Raw genomic sequence first — 13,084 nt, 5'->3', positions numbered from 1 at the left:
CGGTCCTCCGTAGCTCAATTGGCAGAGCAGCCGGCTGTTAACCGGCAGGTTACTGGTTCGAGTCCAGTCGGGGGAGCATGGTGAACGAGGGCCCCGTAGGGGTCCTTTTTCATGTCCGGGGGAACCGTGCGAGGCTCGGCGAAGTCTCCATGGTCACGAAGACCGCACGCGGCCGACCATCCGGAGCAGGAGATCGTATGAGCGGCTATGCTGCGGCAGACGGCGCGCACACGTGTACGCGACACGCCGTCATGGGGCGGTAGCTCAGCCGGTTAGAGCAGCGGACTCATAATCCGTCGGCCGTGGGTTCGAGTCCCACCCGCCCCACCATGCGCACCAGGGAGGAACGCCGCCCCGCCCCGAAGGAGCGAGCGGCGTCCCCTCGGAGCCCTCTTCTCAGGTCGGCTTCTGCTCCCTTCACCGCGAAGGGGGGCTGGGCGGCCTGATGCAGGCCAGGAGATCAACAAGCTGCAGGGCGCCAGCGATCTCGATCGCATCGGAGTCCGGGCTGATTGCTCTACTGATTGCCGTTATGGCGTCGCCGGGCGTGAGACAGGTCAGTACGATGTTCGCCGCTTCCAGGCGATGAACGATCTTGAGCCCTTCGCCGACCTTGCCGAGGTCGGCCATCATGGCGTGCGCCAGTCCCGGCGACCATGCAGGCGCGAACGTGCGCCTTGCTTCCTCGATGGCGGTCATGAACCGCGGGACGCCCCAAAGTACGAACGCGAAGCTCTGTATGCCGGTCATCACCTCCACCTGGCGGGTGGGCCCGAAGGAGGCGTTGCGCACACTTCTGATGGTTGGCAGGAAGATGCTGAACTTGCCTCGCAACCGGTTGAAGCGGTGTGACTTGAACACCAGTCGGTAATTGGTCAGGTGCAGACGGCCCCCGATGGCCTCCTGCCCGCCCATGCCGACAGTCCACATCAGACCGTCGAAGGCGAACCGGCTGAGGCCTGCCTCCTGGACGTCGACGACCGCGTTGGCGTTCTTGGTCAGCAGCAGGATCTCGCCGGGCAGTAGATCGGCCTCATCAAGGTTCATGCCCTCGTCCCCTCCCGCGGCTGGGTTCCTTCGGGCCCACCTCCGCTCCCTGTCACGAAGGGGTGCTCGGCCGCTCCTCGTCGGCCACGAACGAGCCCATGCCCGGAGTGGTGACGATCAGTTTCTCTTCGCGGAGTGCCGCAGTCGCCTTGCGGACCGTGACCCGTGCGACCCCGAATTCCGCTTCGAGTTGTACCTCTGAGATCAGGTGCCGAGGAGGGTAGGTGCCGTCAGCGATGCGAGCCCTGAGGGCGTCGGCAATCTGCTCCCACTTCGGTCGTGTCGGGTCGAACTCAAAATCGGTCACGACCTGAGCGTACGTATTGACCTACACGCGCGCATAGAAGCGCCTATCTGTAGACATGGGCTGACAGGGGTATACAGGTGCTCTAGGATCGGCCATGGAAGACCCCCGCGACCGAGCGACCGGTCCGGGGGGCGTGGCCACCGCTTACTAAGGAGCGACGACCTATGGATCGTAGAGCAGCCGCACCCGCACCGGCAGCGCCCGCGTGCGCCGAGTGCACCCGCCTCACCAGCGAGCAGGAGACCGCGCAGGACGAGCGGGACCACTCGCGGGCGTCCGACTGTCGCGTGCTGCTCGCTCGGCATCACGCCGAGACGCACGGGGGAGAGCAGTGACCGCCGGACAGGTCGCCGAAGGCGGCGAGAAGACGCCCGTTGCGCCCGTACACCTGATGACGATGCAGGTGATCCGCGTACGTGACGGCCAGGTGATCGAGCAACGCAGCGAGGTGCGCATCATGTCCGATGCCCCGCTCGATCCGTTCGCGTTCAGTTCGGCCTGGCCGCCGTGTGAGTGCTTGCGCTGCGATGGCGCTGGGCAGCGACAACGTAGGAACTGACGGCATGAGGATGTGCGTCCGCTGCGAGCGCACCACCCCGATGCCCGTGACGGTCCGGACGATCCGCGCCAACACCGGGCCGGGATGGAGCGTCTACGCCTGCCCTGAGTGTGCACCTCACTACCTCAACGCTGAGGAGGCATGGCATCAGTACCTGAAGCACGTCTCCGACTGTCGAGGGTGCACGGACGGCACCTGCTCCACGGGGTCGATCCTGACCCGGGTGTACAAGAGCGTCCTGGCGAGAGAGTGCGGAGCTTAGGCATCCCCACGACACAGGCCGCGCTCAATCTGCCCCACAGCGCGGCCTGTTGTCAGTGCTGGGTGCGAGCATGTCCGTATGGGAGCTTCGCGCTCGGTGGACGAGCCAGTGGAAGGCCGCTCAGCTCCGACCGAACAGGGTCGGCCTCCGCTGAGTGATGACGAGATGGTCGGGGCCGCAGCGGTACTGCTGTCGCAGCGGGGGCAGCGTATGGCGGCAGAACTCATGCTGGACGTGGCGTCCTTCAAGTTCGACAAGCACATAACGAACTATGAGGAGACCATCGACTACACCTCGTGGAACGAGCACGAGAACGTCATTCTCGAGACCGATCCTCACTTGGTCATCGACTTCGAGAGAGAGCTCGTCGACCAGATTCGGTCCGCCTTCAAGGCTGTGGGGGTGGCGCACGACAGGGAGATCCGGGATGTCTGGGTGCGCGAGGTCATTCCCGCAGTCGGCCCCGGTTGGCGTGAGCAGCTTGCCCGGGATCTCAAGGGTGGGCGGCAGTCCAATCAGGCGCGCAGGGTCAGGCTAGAGCCCAAGCACCCTGTCGTAGACAATCTGCACCTCACCAACGAGTGGGAGCACAGGGTCTATGTGGTGCTTCGAGAGCGACAGGCCGCTCTGCCGGACATCGAGACCATAGGGATCCTCCCGCTCCCCGGCATGCGAGTGCTCGGACACACCTTCGAGCCGGACCTGCTCGTGACATACAAGGGGCGAGCCGGAGTCATCGAGATCGATGGCCCGCACCACAAGGGGCGCCGGTCTGACGATGCCAGCCGTGAACGGCTGCTGCGCAATGCCGGCATCAAGCACATCGACCGCATCGACGTGCGTGACTCGACCTCCAAGGCCGAGGTGGAGAAGTTCGTGGACACCTTTCTCAGGCACCTGATGGCGTAGGGCTGTGAGCTTCCTCCTCGTAAGGAGACACCCGTGAAGAAGCGCCCGTTCCTTTGGGTTCTTGCCGTGATCGTTTTGGTTGTGGGCGTCCGAGTGGCGTTCATGCTTCAGGATGGCGGGGCCACCGATGAGCAACTGAGGTCCTGCCGCGAGGCGATCATGGAGGTCCGCAACGACCCCGCTGGAGACGAGCTCATGGATGTGCATCTTTTCCGTCCGGACGAGTGCGGAGAGCCGATCTCCAAGGACGAGTACACCGCCCTGGTCGTGGAAACAGAGCCCAACACTCCCTACGACAACAACCCCTTCAACGATGATCAGCCCATGGCGGAGGCCGGGTAGCTTCGCTCGCAGGCCAAGGGCGTAGAGGCCCCGCGCCGGATCAGGAAGGGGCGCGGCCGGCGGATTACTGGTCGGCACCCGTTCCTGGGATCAGCTCAACTCAACCCAGAGGACGCGTGTCGCGGGCTCAATCCGTCGTCGTCCACCCCCTCGGAGAGTCACCGGAGCATGGGAGCTCCAGCGTCGCATGGAGTGGACTTCAGGCTGTCTCATCCCTGGAAGGACCACCGGGCCCTGTCGGTCCGGTCCGGTACCTTCCCGTCATGACTGAAGACGAGGACTACCTCGACAAGAGCCCGTCAGCTGCTCAGATGGGCAAGGCGGCGGAGTACCTGGTCGCGGCCACCTGCATCCTCGCCACCCAGGGTGAGCTGAACGTCTCGACGTCCCAGGTCGACAACGCGGGGGTGGATCTGGTCTTCCACCGGCGGGGGAGCTCGGTGACTCTGGCCGTGCAGGTGAAGTCGCGCATGTCCACGACGTCGATCGTCCAGAAGGGCCAGTATCTGGCCGATGTGCGGTCTCAGACGTTCCGGCCTCGCGATGACCTGGACATGCTTTTTGTGGCGGTGGACGTCGAGCGCAGGGCGATCATGACTGCCTGGCTGATACCGAGCGGCGTCTTCGGCGAGATGGTGAGCGAGCCCAACGGCAAGGGGAAGTACCGGTTCGCCGCCTCCCTGAAGCCGGATTCCAAGGACCGCTGGACGCCGTACCGGCTGACGACTGCGGAGCTGCCACAGCGGATTCTGGCTCGGCTGTTCGAGCTGGAGGAGGCCGGGTAGCGCTTCCCTCAGAGTTCCACTCCCGCCGGGCTCTGCCTGCGAGTTCCGGATCAAGGGAGAGCGTGGTGGGCGGGTCCGGCACTCGTCGACAGTCCGTTCTCCGCCTGCTGCATGTTGATGATGTACCTTGTTGACATACATGACGTATGGAGGTGGTGGCGGATGTCTGTCACACAGATCGACCTGGATGACGACGCGCTCGCCGAGGCGATGCGTCTCATGGGATCCACCACGAAGAAGGACACGGTCAACGAAGCCCTCCGGGACTACGTGGCACGTGTCAAACGGCTTGAGGCGGCCGAGCGGCTGGCCGCTCGCGGTGAGCGCGGCGAATTCGAGGCCGCGGCGGCTGCGCATGACGCGGTCAAGCGTGCGCGGCGGGCTGCCTTCGAGTGATCACGTACCTGCTCGACGCCTCGGCCCTGTGGCATCTGTTCCGTACTCCGGGGGCGATCCTGCCCTGGGAAGGACATATCGCCGCCGGAGTTTTCCATATCTGTGAACCTACGAGGGCTGAGTTCCTCTACTCGGCCACCAGCCCGGCGCACCGCGACGAACTCGCCGAAGAACTGGACGCGCTGTGCCGGCTCTCGCCGGTGCCGAAGAACGCGTGGCGCTGGGTGGACACAGCCCAGTACAAGCTCACCCAGCGTGGGCAGCACCGCTCCGCAGGGGCCATCGATCTTCTGGTGTGCGCCACCGCGGTCCACCACGGCCATACCGTGCTCCATGTGGACAACGACTTCGGCACTGTCGCGGCCGTCCTGAAGGACGTGGAGCAGCGGGACGTACGGGCCTGAGGCGGCGGGGCCCCGGGCTCACCCGTTCTCGGCGGCGCCGTCGGACGAGGCCGGCGCGTCCGACGGGTCGCGTTCGCCCTCCGCCTGGGACGGGGTGGAGTGCGGGATCTCGGGGGTGGTCCACTCGTCGTCGTCCCGGTCGCCCTCGGCCTGGGACGGAGTGTGCTCGCTCAGCTCGCTCATGGTGCTGCCTCCCGATCGCGGGGCCGGTGGTCGGTCCGTCGCCGGGTACCCCGCGCGGGGCCGGTGTCACCGTGCCGAGCGGCGGGCCAGGACCTTGGACAGGGCGGCGCGGACCTCCTCGGGCGGGGCGGCGCCCTCGGCCCCCGTACCGGCGGTGAGCGCCTCCGCGACCGTGCGGAGCTTGGTGTTGGAGAGCTGGGACACCTCCCGCAGAAGGTGCCACGCCTCGTCCGGGGTGCAGCCGCACGTCGCCATCAGGATGCCGCGGGCCTGGTCGATCACCGGGCGGGAGGCGATCGCCTGCCGCAACTGCTCGACCTCCTCCCGGAGCAGGTGCAGCCGCTCCTCCCGCTCCAGCGCCACCGCCGAGACGGTCCGCGACGGCGTGCCCTCCGGTGCCGGGGAGCGCAGCGGGTCCGCGGTGTCGAAGCCGGCGAGTTCCAGGATGCGGCGCGGCTGGCCGTTCCAGCGGGTGGCCGTGACCGGCACCGACCACCGCCGGCCGTGGTCGCGCAGCACCTCCAGGAAATCCAGCCCCGCCGTGTCCATGAAGTACACGCCGCTCATGTCCACGTCGACCCGGGCCGTGCCGGCGGGCAGCCCGGCCAGCTTCTCGGCCAGGGCCTGGGCACATCCGCGGACCAGCTCGCCGCGCGGGGTGAGCAGCGCCCGGTCCGCGTCCGTGCGACCGCCGATGACCAAGGTGTTCAGCCTTCCCGGGGGAGGGAGTGATGCCGCGGAGGACATGTCACCGCCTTGTGGTGCTCGTGGGTGGTCGGGGCGTTTCGGGTGAGTCCGGCCGACGCCGGCACCGGAGCGGTAGGCTGCGCACGGTCCCGGCTGCGCTGCGGGTGCGCCTGCCCCGCCCGCGGCGTGCTACACACCGTGCCGGGGAATGGCCGGGAACCGGCGGGGTACGTGAAGGCCGGGAGCGTGGGGAGACGGGTGTTGGGTGATCACCACCGGACGTCGTACGGGCCCGGGACCCCGGCACCCTGTCTGACGGTGCGCCCGCTGGCGGGCGGCCGCGGTGTCCGCGCGGCCGGGGAGATCGGCCTGGCCACGCATACGATCTGGGAGCGCGTGCTGGAGCAGGCGGTGCGCGAAGGTGAGGCCGTGTACTACCTGGAACTGTCCGAGGTGACGTTCGTCGACGTCGCGGGCGCCGGAGCGCTCGCGGCGGCCGCCGGACGCCTCGGGGACGGCCGCAGGTTCGTGGTGCGCCGCCCGCCGCCCGCCCTGAGCCGGGTGCTGGACCTGTTCTGGCCCGACCTGCCGACGATCGAGGTGTCGATGTCATGAGCGCCGCGGCCGGACCCCTGGAAGCCCCCACCGGTCCCTTCGTCCACCCCGCCCTCTTCTACCGGGACGACCGGGAGTACCTGGAGGGCACCGTCCCCTTCGTGCGCGAGGGGCTCGCGGCCGGCGAGCCCGTGGCGGTCGCCGTCCCCGGCGACCGGCTGCGCCTGATCAGGGACGCGCTCGGGGACGACGCGGACACCGTCCGCCTCCTCGACATGCGCGAGGCCGGACGCAACCCCGGCCGGATCATCCCCGGCGTGCTGCGCGCCTTCGCCGACGCCCAGCCGGCCGGGAAGCGGGTGCGGATCGTCGGCGAGCCCGTCTGGGCCGGCCGCTCCGCGGCCGAGTACCCCGCCTGCGTCCAGCACGAGGCGCTGATCAACGCCGCCTTCCGGGGCCGTACGGCGACGATCCTGTGCCCCTACGACGCCGTACGCCTGCCCGCGCACGTCCTCGCCGACGCCCACGCCACCCACCCCACCGTCGTCCCGGCCGGTGCCCGCCCGGCGCGGGACAGCGAGGCGTACGACCCCGACGCGGTCGTCGCCCGCTACAACGAGCCGCTGCCGCTCGTGGCGGACGCGATGACCTTCCCGTTCGTCGCCGACTCGCTGCCCTCGGCCCGGCACGCCGCGTCCGACGAGGGACGGCGGCTCGGCCTCACCGGCGTCACCCTGAACGACCTGGCCCTCGCCACGGCCGAGCTGACCACGAACAGCGTGCTGCACGGCGGCGGTTCGGGAGTGCTGCGGGTCTGGGCCGAGGACGGCCACGTCCTGTGCGAGGTGCGCGACCGGGGCCGGATGACCGACCCCCTCGCCGGGCGCCGTCCCGCCTCCCGCGACCAGCGCGGCGGACGCGGCCTGCTGATGGTCAACCTGATCGCCGCCCTGGTGCGCGTGCACACCGGCGACGAGGGCACCACGATCAGATGCTGGTTCCCCCGCTGACGGCCCGCCCGGCAGCCCGCGCCGGCGCCGGTGCCCGCCCGGCTCAGGCGCGCAGCGGGTCCAGCACGATCGGGGCGATCCTGCCCTCCAGCATCTCGCCCAGCCCCTGTACGGCGCAGAGCTCCGGCCGTTCCGCGATGTGCACCGGCATGCCCGTCGCCTGACGCAGCATCTGGTCGAAGCCCGGCAGCAGGGCGCTCCCGCCGACCATCATGATCCCCCGGTCGACCAGGTCGGCGACCAGATCCGGCGGGCACTCCCGCAGCACCTTGCCGATGCCGTCGAGGACGGCGGTGAGCGGTGTCTGGATGGCCCGCCGCACGGCGGCCGTGTCGACCCGCACGGAACGGGCCAGACCGGTGGCCACGTCCCGCCCGTGGATCTCCGTCGACTCCGGGCCCTGCGGGGTGAGCCCGGTGCCGTGCAGGGCGAGCTGCAGGGGCCGTACGGACTGGCTCGGCAGCATCAGCTCGTGCTGGTGGCGCAGGTGCTGCACGATCGCGTTGTCCACGGCCTCCCCGCCGACGGGGACGCGCTCCGCCGTCACGATCGCCCCGAGGGAGAGCACCGCCACCTGGGTGGCCGCCGCCCCGCACACCATGATCATGGTGGCCTCGGGCCGCTCCACCGGCAGGCCGCAGCCGACGGCGGCGGCGATGAGCGTGTCGACCAGCTCCACCCGGCGGGCGCCGAGACCGACCAGCGTCTCGATCGCGGCGCGCTGGGCGAGCGGATCGGCGTCGTGCGGGACGCAGGCCGCGGCCCGCAGCCGGGGCCTGCGGCGCAGCGTGCGGCGCATCTTGTCCCCGATGAGCTGCCGCAGCATGCGCTGCGCCATCTCGATGTCGACGACCGTGCCGCCGGAGACGGGACGGACGACGTGGATGTAGTCCGGCGTACGGCCCGTCATCCTCTCCGCGAACTCACCGACCGCCATCAGCGCTCCGGTACGGGTGTTCACGGCGGCGGTGGACGGCTGGTCGACGACGAGTCCGGCGCCCTTGACATACACCCGGGTGCGGGCCGCCCCCAGGTCGACGGCGATGTGGCAGCGGCGCAGCTGCTCCAGACTGGCGGTCACGGCGGATCCTCCCGAGTGCGCACCCAGCGGCCCGCCGGGCGGCGGACCTCTCAGGCATCGTGCGCGACGGACGGGGCGGGCGCCTTTCCTGGGGGGCCGGGCGGGGGGCCGCCGAACGGGTCTCTCGGCCGCGAGGGGGCGGGCGGCCGGGTCGGCGGTCGGTCGGGCCACTGGTCCGGCGGCCGGTCAGGTCGCTGGTCCGACGGCCGGTTCCACGATCCCCCGGACCACCCCCAGCTCCACCAGGTCCTGTGGGCGGACGCGGAGCCGGTCCGCGGTGCTCTCCACCTCCTCCGGGGGCCGTTTGAGGATGGCCGCCGCGAGTTCCGGGGCGATCACCGAGAAGTAACTGTCCGGAGTGGCCCAGGTGTTGCCGGGGGCCGCGAGCGCCAGCGCGCCGCCGGAGCCGCCCTCGCCGACGACCAGCGTGGTGACCGGCGTACGGGCGGCGGCCACGGCGCCGAACAGGTCGGCGATGGCGGGCCCCGCGCCCTGCCGCTCCGCCTCCGCGTCGTTCGCCGCGCCCGGCGTGTCCACCAGCGTCAGCACCGGGATGCCGAGCCGGTCCGCGAGCCGGACCAGCCGGGCGGCGGTGCGGTACCCGGCGGGCCGGGTCGCCGCCCCGGTCTGCGCCGCGTAGGCGACCGTACGGCCCTGGTGCTCGCCGAAGCCGCACAGCATGCCGTCCGGGTCCGTGCCGCCGCAGCGGTCGCCGCTGATGGTGACGCGGGAGGTGAGGAAGGCGTCCAGGTAGGCGGTGGCGCGCGGGCGTTCGGGCGCGCGGGCCCGGCGGACGGCGTCCCAGCCGGTGGCCGGGAGGTCCGCCCTGCCCAGCGCGGGCGGCGGCGGGACCGGCGCGGAGGAGGGCCGGGTCAGCAGCCGCAGCCAGCGGCCCAGCGTCCCGCGCAGCTCCTCCGGCCGGACCAGGGCGTCCGCCGCGCCCGCCGCCACCTGCGCCTCGGCCGTGTACGCCGCCGGGTCCGCGTCCGCCGGCCGCACCCGTGAGCCGGCGAAGCCGACCTGCGCGCCGGGCAGGGCGAGGACCACGTCGGCGCCCGCGCCCAGGGTGGCCCAGCCGCCGCCGGTCGTCGGATCCCGCACCACCGCGATCTGCGGCAGCCCGGCCTCCCGCGTGAGCGCCGACTCCCGCGCCACCCGCTGGAGCTGGGTGAGCGCGAGCATGCCCTCCTGCATCCTGCTGCCGCCGGTGGCGACCAGCGGCACCACCGGCAGCCGGTGGGCGCGGGCATGGGCGTACGCCGCCACCAGCCGGTCGCCGGTGCGCTCGCCGAGCGAGCCGCCGAGGAACCCGAACTCGAAGGCGACGACGACCGCCCGGGTGCCCTCGACGCTCGCGGTGCCGCAGACCACGGACTCCCGCTCGCCGGTGCGCTCGGCGGCACGGGCGCGGGCGGCGCCGTAACCGGGCCAGCCGAGCGGGCCGTCGGGGGACGGTTTCCTCGTGGGGTGGCCGAGTTCGGTGAAGTCGTCCGCGAGGAGGGCGACGGCCTCCCGCGCGGACAGCCGGTCAGCCACGGGACAGCGCCCGCTTCATGATCTTCCCCATGTCGTTGCGGGGGAGGGCGTCGAGGTGGTGGACCACGCGCGGCCGCTTGTGCGGGGCGAGGCGCCCGGCGACATGGCCGGCCAGCTCCTCCAGGCCGGGCGGGGACTGCGGATCGGCCGGCACCACCCACGCCACGATCCGCTCGCCCAGATCGGCGTCCGGCTCCCCGGTGACCGCGGCCTCCCGCACCCCCGGATGCTCCAGCAGCGCGTTCTCGATCTCACCCGCGCCGATCTTGTACCCGCCGCTCTTGATCAGGTCGGTGGCCTTGCGGCCGACGATCCGGACGTACCCGTCGGGGTCGCGCACCGCCATGTCCCCGGTGCGGAACCAGCCGTCGGCCGTGAACGCGGCGGCCGTCGCGTCCGGCCGGTTCAGGTACTCCGTGAACAGGTTCGGCCCGCGCACCTGGATCTCGCCGACCGTCTCCCCGTCGTACGACGTGACCGGCGACCCGTCCTCCTCCACCAGCCGCAGCTCCACGCCCGGCAACGGCACGCCCACCGTGCCGGGCCGGGCCTCGCCGTCCGCCCGTACGGCGGTGTTCATCAGGGTCTCCGTCATGCCGTACCGCTCGATGACCCGGCGCCCGGTCGCCGCCGCGATCCGCTCGTGGTCGTGCACCGGCAGCGCGGCCGACCCCGACACCAGCAGCCGCGCCCCGGCCAGCGCCTTCACCAGCTCGGGTTCGCCGGGCAGCGCCTCCGCGAGGCGGTGGTACATCGTCGGCACCCCGAACAGCATGGTCGCGCCGCCGCTCAGCTCGCGCGTCACGCCCTCGGGGGTGAACCTGCCCAGGTGCCGGACGCTTCCGCCGCGGCGCAGCGGGCCGAGGGTGCCGAGGACGAGGCCGTGCACATGGAACAGCGGCAGCCCGTGCACCAGCACGTCCTCGCCGGTCCACCGCCAGGCGTCGGCGAGGGCGTCCAGGGTGGCGGCGATCGCGCGGCGGGGGATGACGGCGCCCTTGGGCGGGCCGGTGGTGCCGGAGGTGTAGACGATCAGGGCGGGGTCCTCCGGGTCCCGCTCGCGGTCGTCGGGGAGGGCGCCGCGCGCCGCCGGGTCCACGTCGACGCGGGGCAGGTCGCCCAGCGGGGCGGGGAGTTCCTCGCCGGGCGCGGTGAGCACCAGGTCCGGGGCGCTGTCGGTCAGGATGTGGCCGAGCTCCTTCCCGCCCGACTTCGGGTTGAGCGGGACGACGGTCACCCCGGCGGCCAGCGCCGCCGTGACCGCGACCGCCGTCTCCAGCGCCGGCGTGGCCCAGACGGCGACCCGGCGCGCCCCCGCCAGCTCCCCGGCCACCGCGCCGGCCGCCGAGGCGAGCTCCCCGTACGTCAGTGAGCGCTCGCCGAAGCGCAGGGCGGGCCGGTCGGCGGCCGGGCCGTCGGTCAGGGCCGGGAAGAGAGAGGACACGCGTCGTACTCCTTAACTAGCTGTCGTACTTGACCGGCTGTCGTGGTGAAGGCTGCCAGGTGCTCGCCCCACCCGGGACCTACCCCCACCCGGGCACGACCATCACCAGCCACACCACCGCCGGGACCGCCGCGACGACGATCCCGCCGTACGTCATCAGCTGCCGGAAGAACCGCTCGCGGTCGACGTCCGGCGCGGCGGCCAGCACCAGCGCGCCGTTCGTGGAGAACGGGCTGACGTCGACGACCGTCGCGGACACCGCGAGGGCGGCCACCATGCCGACGGCCCCGATCTCACCCTGCGCCAGGAACGGTACGGCCAGCGGGATCAGCGCGCCCATGATGCCGACGGAGGAGGCGAACGCCGACACGATCGCACCGATGTAGCAGAGCAGCACCGCGGCGAGCAGCGGGACGCCGATGCCGCCGACGCCCTCACCGGCCCAGGTGATGGTGCCCATCTCGTCCAGCACCCCGACGTAGGTGAGCACACCGCAGATCAGCAGCACCGTGGGCCAGGCGATCTCGGAGACCGCCCTGCGGCTGTCGTCCGGCCAGGCGGTGCTCAGCACGACGGCGAGGGTGATCGCGGTGAGACCGGCGTCCAGGTCGAAGCCGAGGACGGCGACGACGAGGGCGGCCAGGGCGACGAGGGTGGCGAGGACGGGAGCGGTGAGCGGTACGGCGGCGGGGGCGCCGGGGCGGGTGGCCACGGCGGTGAGGGCGGGGGCGGTACGGGTGCCGCCGCCGCTGTCCTTGCCGGTGCCGGTCGTGGCACCGGAGCCGCCGCCGTCCTCCGCGCCGCTCCCGCGCTCCTCGGTCACGGCCCCCTGGCTCCACAGCCTCGGCCCGCCGCAGACGACGAACACGACCGCCGCGATGACGAGGTTCGCCAGCAGCGAGGCGAGGAACAGGGTGATCTCGCTGCCGGGGAGCTTCTCCCGCTCGACGATGCCGTTGACGATCGAGCCGTAGATGCTGATCGGGGAGAAGCCGCCGGCCTGCGCGCCGTGCACCACCATCGCGCCCATCAGCAGCGGGCTGATGCCGTACCGGGCGGCGAAGCTCAGCGCGATCGGCGCGACGATCGCGACCGCGGCCGGGCTGACCGCGCCGATCGCGGTGAGCGCGCCGGTGAGCGCGAACATCACCCAGGGGATCAGCGCGACCCGCCCCCGCACCAGCCGGACGGCGGCGTGCACCAGCCAGTCGGTGGTGCCGTTGGCGCGGGCGATGGCGAACAGATACGTGACGCCGACCAGGACGACGAACAGATCGCCGGGGAAACCGGCGAAGACGCCGTCCGCGTCGAGGTCGGCGACGAGCGTGCCGACCCCGAAGGCGGCGGCGAAGGCCAGCGCGCCCATGTTGACGGAGCGGGTGGTGGCGATGACGAACACCACCGCCAGGACGAGGATCGAGAGGAGTTCGGGGGACATGCGGGGGCTCCCGACTGGCTAAGTGGCTGAACCACTTGACCGCTGGAGTGGCGTGGTCCGTTTGGTCGGACAGCGTGGGCCCCGGTGCGGGAGCCGTCAAGGGGTCGCGCAGGAATTGGCTCAGCCACTCGTCCACTGT

17 protein-coding genes and 2 tRNA genes are annotated in these 13,084 nt (G+C 71.5%); 11 read left to right on the top strand and 8 right to left on the bottom strand.

Going from position 1 to position 13,084, the window contains the following annotated elements:
- The first annotated feature begins 3 nt into the window (after positions 1-3).
- Positions 4-76: transfer RNA gene (locus IH50_RS0110480), tRNA-Asn, on the top strand.
- Between the two features lie 177 nt (positions 77-253).
- Positions 254-330, top strand: a tRNA-Ile gene (locus tag IH50_RS0110475).
- A gap of 87 nt (positions 331-417) precedes the next feature.
- Here IH50_RS0110475 and IH50_RS38705 read toward each other — a convergent pair.
- Positions 418-1,047 (bottom strand): hypothetical protein, encoded by a 630-nt coding sequence (locus IH50_RS38705; protein ID WP_051767241.1) that lies wholly within the window; start codon positions 1,045-1,047, stop codon positions 418-420.
- 52 nt (positions 1,048-1,099) lie between these two features.
- Entirely contained in the window at positions 1,100-1,354 is a 255-nt protein-coding gene (locus IH50_RS0110465) for a GntR family transcriptional regulator (RefSeq protein WP_030859695.1), read from the bottom strand.
- Positions 1,355-1,518: 164 nt separating this feature from the next.
- Here IH50_RS0110465 and IH50_RS41995 point away from each other — a divergent pair, with 164 nt between their 5' ends.
- The 7 genes from IH50_RS41995 to IH50_RS0110425 all read left to right on the top strand — a co-directional run bounded on the left by IH50_RS41995 (position 1,519) and on the right by IH50_RS0110425 (position 5,011).
- Positions 1,519-1,689 carry a hypothetical protein gene (locus IH50_RS41995; protein WP_199822064.1) on the top strand — a complete coding sequence of 57 codons (171 nt, stop codon included), beginning with the start codon at positions 1,519-1,521 and terminating at the stop codon, positions 1,687-1,689.
- Positions 1,686-1,913, top strand: a complete 228-nt coding sequence (locus IH50_RS0110455; protein WP_030859688.1) for a hypothetical protein — start codon at positions 1,686-1,688, stop codon at positions 1,911-1,913. Before IH50_RS41995 ends, IH50_RS0110455 begins: the two co-directional genes overlap by 4 nt.
- Positions 1,914-2,253: 340 nt before the next feature.
- On the top strand, positions 2,254-3,084 hold the full coding sequence (locus IH50_RS0110445; protein ID WP_158801182.1) for a hypothetical protein: 831 nt from the start codon (positions 2,254-2,256) through the stop codon (positions 3,082-3,084).
- A 33-nt stretch (positions 3,085-3,117) separates the two neighbouring features.
- Complete coding sequence (locus IH50_RS0110440) at positions 3,118-3,426, top strand: hypothetical protein (RefSeq protein ID WP_030859684.1); 309 nt, start codon at positions 3,118-3,120, stop codon at positions 3,424-3,426.
- A 263-nt stretch (positions 3,427-3,689) separates the two neighbouring features.
- Complete coding sequence (locus IH50_RS0110435) at positions 3,690-4,211, top strand: hypothetical protein (protein ID WP_030859682.1); 522 nt, start codon at positions 3,690-3,692, stop codon at positions 4,209-4,211.
- A gap of 162 nt (positions 4,212-4,373) precedes the next feature.
- A complete protein-coding gene (locus IH50_RS0110430) occupies positions 4,374-4,607 on the top strand; it encodes a type II toxin-antitoxin system VapB family antitoxin (RefSeq protein WP_030859680.1) in 234 nt (77 codons plus the stop codon).
- Complete coding sequence (locus IH50_RS0110425; RefSeq protein ID WP_030859679.1) at positions 4,604-5,011, top strand: PIN domain nuclease; 408 nt, start codon at positions 4,604-4,606, stop codon at positions 5,009-5,011. The genes IH50_RS0110430 and IH50_RS0110425 overlap by 4 nt, the downstream gene beginning before the upstream one ends.
- Before the next feature lie 18 nt (positions 5,012-5,029).
- On the opposite strand, the gene IH50_RS41990 is transcribed toward IH50_RS0110425, so the two are convergent.
- Complete coding sequence (locus tag IH50_RS41990) at positions 5,030-5,194, bottom strand: hypothetical protein (RefSeq protein ID WP_199822063.1); 165 nt, start codon at positions 5,192-5,194, stop codon at positions 5,030-5,032.
- Between the two features lie 66 nt (positions 5,195-5,260).
- On the bottom strand, positions 5,261-5,941 hold the full coding sequence (locus IH50_RS0110415) for an ANTAR domain-containing response regulator (RefSeq protein WP_030859677.1): 681 nt from the start codon (positions 5,939-5,941) through the stop codon (positions 5,261-5,263).
- A gap of 258 nt (positions 5,942-6,199) precedes the next feature.
- Between IH50_RS0110415 and IH50_RS0110410 the strand changes: the two genes are divergently transcribed.
- Positions 6,200-6,496, top strand: a complete 297-nt coding sequence (locus IH50_RS0110410; RefSeq protein ID WP_030859675.1) for an STAS domain-containing protein — start codon at positions 6,200-6,202, stop codon at positions 6,494-6,496.
- Positions 6,493-7,446 carry an anti-sigma factor RsbA family regulatory protein gene (locus IH50_RS0110405; RefSeq protein WP_030859673.1) on the top strand — a complete coding sequence of 318 codons (954 nt, stop codon included), beginning with the start codon at positions 6,493-6,495 and terminating at the stop codon, positions 7,444-7,446. Before IH50_RS0110410 ends, IH50_RS0110405 begins: the two co-directional genes overlap by 4 nt.
- Before the next feature lie 43 nt (positions 7,447-7,489).
- On the opposite strand, the gene IH50_RS0110400 is transcribed toward IH50_RS0110405, so the two are convergent.
- The 4 genes from IH50_RS0110400 to IH50_RS0110385 form a co-directional block, all read right to left on the bottom strand.
- Complete coding sequence (locus IH50_RS0110400) at positions 7,490-8,527, bottom strand: rod shape-determining protein (RefSeq protein WP_030859671.1); 1,038 nt, start codon at positions 8,525-8,527, stop codon at positions 7,490-7,492.
- Positions 8,528-8,713: 186 nt separating this feature from the next.
- Positions 8,714-10,063: a carboxyl transferase domain-containing protein gene (locus IH50_RS0110395; protein WP_030859670.1), complete on the bottom strand. Its 1,350-nt coding sequence runs from the start codon at positions 10,061-10,063 to the stop codon at positions 8,714-8,716.
- The gene (locus IH50_RS0110390) at positions 10,056-11,507 is read right to left on the bottom strand and encodes an acyl-CoA synthetase (RefSeq protein WP_030859668.1); all 1,452 of its coding nucleotides are present in this window, start codon (positions 11,505-11,507) and stop codon (positions 10,056-10,058) included. The genes IH50_RS0110395 and IH50_RS0110390 overlap by 8 nt, the downstream gene beginning before the upstream one ends.
- Positions 11,508-11,586: 79 nt before the next feature.
- Positions 11,587-12,945, bottom strand: a complete 1,359-nt coding sequence (locus IH50_RS0110385) for an SLC13 family permease (protein ID WP_030859666.1) — start codon at positions 12,943-12,945, stop codon at positions 11,587-11,589.
- Positions 12,946-13,084 lie beyond the last annotated feature (139 nt).

This window comes from Streptomyces sp. NRRL S-37, from assembly GCF_000721605.1.
In the GTDB taxonomy this organism is placed as follows: domain Bacteria; phylum Actinomycetota; class Actinomycetes; order Streptomycetales; family Streptomycetaceae; genus Streptomyces.
This window is presented reverse-complemented; position numbering and strand designations above follow the sequence as displayed.